Origin of the sequence: Dichelobacter nodosus, from assembly GCF_001263335.1 — a bacterium.
GTDB lineage: Bacteria > Pseudomonadota > Gammaproteobacteria > Cardiobacteriales > Cardiobacteriaceae > Dichelobacter > Dichelobacter nodosus.
On sequence record NZ_LGVW01000023.1, the window covers coordinates 1 to 4,064 of the forward strand.

General features: G+C 41.6%; 2 protein-coding genes. One reads left to right on the forward strand and one right to left on the reverse strand.

The window, feature by feature from the left end:
• The coding region (locus AKG33_RS03940; RefSeq protein ID WP_235503159.1) for a transferrin-binding protein-like solute binding protein at positions 1 to 2,029 on the forward strand (2,029 nt) is incomplete at its 5' end.
• 69 nt (positions 2,030 to 2,098) lie between these two features.
• On the opposite strand, the gene AKG33_RS03945 is transcribed toward AKG33_RS03940, so the two are convergent.
• Positions 2,099 to 3,970 carry a transferrin-binding protein-like solute binding protein gene (locus AKG33_RS03945; protein WP_050707981.1) on the reverse strand — a complete coding sequence of 624 codons (1,872 nt, stop codon included), beginning with the start codon at positions 3,968 to 3,970 and terminating at the stop codon, positions 2,099 to 2,101.
• Between the last annotated feature and the right edge of the window lie 94 nt (positions 3,971 to 4,064).

The following is a 4,064-nucleotide window of genomic DNA, read 5'->3' on the forward strand; positions in this document are numbered from 1 at the left end:
TCAAGGGGTAGTTGATGGGGTTGCAGTTCAACAAAAAGTACAAAAATACTTTGATGCTATTAAAGCCGGTCAAAAAGCGGAATTTCCGGTACTTACAGCAAGCGAAGAAGCAACCTTAAGTAAAATCGACCCAGAGCTGGCTGCAAAATACAAAGAAGAAAAAGAAAAACGCGCTAATCCCGATGCCGATAAAATCGTAGATCCAACTCAAACAGGTGTAGTTGATGGTTTTGATTTCAAAAAACAATCAAGTTATGGCGTTGGTCAATATTTGCGCGGCAAAGAATCCAATTTTGATAAACAATTCAACCCGAAATCAGACAGCGCACCAACTTCTATTACTGGCGTCAGTCTCGATGAACAAAACCCCAAATTAACCAATATTTTCTTTGCGAAAAAAAGCGATAAAAAAGACGGTAAACTCGTTGCCACTCAATACGTTGGTATTGATCCCAATAAAGATGTTGATGATTTAACTGATGGCGATTCATTGCAACAACAAAATAAACATAACGTTGCTTTAGATGCAGCTTTGTTATCTTTTAAAAAAGGTGATACAGCAGTAGAAGACGCAGTTAGTGAATATGAAAGTGGTCAAAATAAAACTGTAACCTTCTGGGACGGTGCTAATGCCGCTGCAGAACTTATTGATGTAAGCGCCGTTGATACTCAAATTACTGCCGTTAAAAAAGCGTTGGCTTCATATGAAAAATTGGGACAAGCTGATAAAGAAGATCGCGGCGTAAAAGAAAACAAAGCAATCCTTGATAAGGCTTTAGCTGATTTAGAAAAAATCAAAGCCGATAAAGCGAAATATGAACGCACTGATTTGCTCGTTTTAGATAAATACAGCAAAACCATTCCTTGGGGCGATTACGTCGAAACAGCTGACACTATTTTAGACACCTCGGGAGCAACCGAAGCCGTTGAGTCCACAAAATCCGCCGGTGCGCCTGGTTTAATCGCAGTGAACTTTGCTGATGAAGATCGCGCTCTTACCGAATACAAAAAAATCAAATCAGATGCAACAACGCTTGAAAGCAACATTCAAGGTACCGAAGAAAAATCTTATTCTTCAACCCGTATTTTTGGTAAAAACTTCTCACCGGACGGCATCAAAGACGTTGCAAACAGCTACAAAGGCGCCACTACTGTAGTTTCTGAAAAATCTCTTGCTAGTAAAGATGCTAGCGATGGTTCAACTGGTTTAGCTGTTTTCGTAGATACTGATGCCAATTTCACAGATAAAGCTGGTTTAGAAAAATTCGCAAAGGGTGATAGTAGTAATAAAGTTCAGAATGCTAACCGCCATTCATTAGCAGCAGAAACTATGTATTTGGAAAATGTGCAATATGGACGTGTCAGTGGCGATATTGATGCTGAAGCACTTGCCAGCGCCGATTTGGTCAACGGTGAAGTGAATCATATTCACAGCCCGTATATCACCCGCAATAGCGATAAAGCGGTTAACCAATATTTCTACCGCGGCACCAGTGCCACTACTTTGAAAGAAATGGAAGCATTGCCTACAGATAAAATCTTGGTTTATCAAGGTCATGCTTTAATGTACGGCATTGATAATAGCTTCCACGGTGGAAAAAATAATTCGTTGCCTTACTCTTTCGGCAAAGGCAAAGATAATACCGCCATTGGTAACTTTGTTAGAGCTGAAGTGGATTTAAATAAAGATAAAGTTGCTGGAGCGGTTTATAACGTTTGGCAAAAAGGCGAAACCAGCGAATTAATTCCTGATAATTTGGTGAAATTTGAAGGTAATGTTCACGGCAACACCGTTTTAGGAACAGCTGAACGTACTTATAAAGAAGGTACCGCTGACTTCCGCGCTTCATTCTTCGGAAAAGAAGCCAATGAAATGGGTGGTTCTTTCAACTCTAACCTCGCTAAAGATGGTTACACCCATGAAGGCGATGTTTGGGGTGGTGTATTCGGTGCACAACGTCAAGAAGTTGAAAAAACAGACGGCGAATACGATAACGGTTGGTTAATTTCTGACGAAAATCGTAAATAATCGCGTTAACGTAACGCTCAAAAAAGCGGCAGAAATGCCGCTTTTTTTATGGTTAAGCCCAAAAACTGATTAGGGTTTTGGTTTGATAACCGGTTTAGTGGTATCTGGTAAATCACCGAGGAAACCGTTACCGTCATCGCTTTTCACCGGTTCAACGGTACGTTTTGCACCAAATACGCCGCCCCAAACATCATCGCTGGAGTATTTTTCAGCGGTGGTTACAGAGTTAAATGATCCGCCCATTTCGCTGGCTTGTTCGCCAAAGAATGAAGCGCGAAAATCGGCATCACCGGCTTTATAAGTACGTTCCGCTGTTCCTAAAACGGTGTTGCCGAATACTTGACCTTTGAATTTCACCAATGAATCGATGACTCTATCTTTGCTGCCGTCAGCCCAAACGTTATAAACGTGACCGCCAACTTTTCCTTTGCTCAAATCTACTTCAGCGCTAACGAAGTTACCAATCGCATGAGTGCCGCCAGCGGTACCCCAAGCAGTTGGGAATTGTGATTTATCGCCGCCGTGGAAACTATTATCAATGCCGTACATTAAAGCATGACCTTGATAATTCAAGATTTTATCTGTCGGCAATGCTGCCATTTGTTCGATGGTAGTTGCATCAATACCGCGGTAGAAGTAGAAATTATCCGCTTTTTCTCCTTTAGGATCTTTAGCTGCAAATGCGGCGCGTTTGGTGATGGTTTCGCCTTTTTCCAATTTGGCTTTTTCATCATCGGTTAAAGAGGAAACTTTGATCGGATCCAAATTACCGGTAACGCGTCCATATTGCACGTAATCCAATTTTTGCGGTTTCACAGCGAGGTGATAATTGATTTTGGCTTTGCTGACTAATTTATTATCTTTTATTGTTGCCAAATCAGCTTCAGGATCTGTACCAGTTAATCCTGTAAGCTCGTTTGCAACATCACCTTCTCCCAAAGCGAAAACGTTGGCATCAAAGTAGCTATTAGCTTTGGTTTCTGCGCGGGTCTTTTCATTGTATTGACGACCAAAAACACGAGTTGAAGATTGTGATTTTTCTTCAGTTCCTTGAATGGCTTGTTTCGTATCGCCATTTTTGAAATTCATACCAACTAAACCTAAAGCACCAGCGCCAGTGAAAGTACCAGTAACGCCGCCTTTAGCATCATATGTTACTGGTGTAGCATTAGCGGTAGAACCAGTGCTGCCACTTGCATCACCTAAAACAGTTGTACTGGTTGGTGCGTCATCGCCAAAGATAATCAGATTGTCAGCAGGGGCGCCGGCATCGGTAAACATTTTGTGTTCGGTAGGATTTAAACCCACATAACCCACCGCAGCTTTACCTTCACCCAGCGCTTCTAATTCGGCTTTGAGTTTTTGGAAAACGGCTAAGTCTTCTTTTTGTTCAACGGTAAGATCGTTACCTTTCTTTTCGTAGGCTTTGATTGCAAACTCAACTTGTTTTTTTTGAGCTTCTAACGCAGTAGCAACTGTACTTTTAGATTCATTAATAACGGTTAAAGCACCAATATCGGCAACGTTGTGTTTATTTTGTTGTTGCAATGAGTTTGCATGTTCAATATTGGCAGCATCGGAGCCGTCATTACCCAAATATTGCATGATAGAAACGGTGCCATCAGCGCGCACTTTGCGAGCCAGCACAATGTTGGTTAACCATGGGTTTTGTGTTTTAGCTTCAACGCCCAAAATCGCAGTCGCGCTTGAAACTTCTTTCGGGTTGTTTTCTGCATCAAAACTTGATTTTGTGCCGCGCACGTATTGCGTGGTTCCTTGGCTTGCTTGTTTGCCAAGATCCAAATTACCTACAACGCCGGTTTTAGTCGGGTCAACTTCATCATCGGAAGCTTGATTTTCGAGCTCTTTTTGTTTTTTCTTGTATGCGTCGAAAAGACCTTTATCGATTTTACTTAAGGTTGCTTCTGCGAAACTTTGCATGATAATTTTGCCGCTTTTAGACGCGAAGAATCGCCCATTTACGCGTCAAAAAAATTTCGTTGCAAAAAAACAACAGTGTTATACTAGCGCCCGT

What these genes read in the sequence shown, in the direction of transcription:
- AKG33_RS03945 (WP_050707981.1), bottom strand. Translation starts at nt 3,970, where the DNA reads ATGCAAAGTTTCGCAGAAGCAACCTTAAGTAAAATCGATAAAGGTCTT.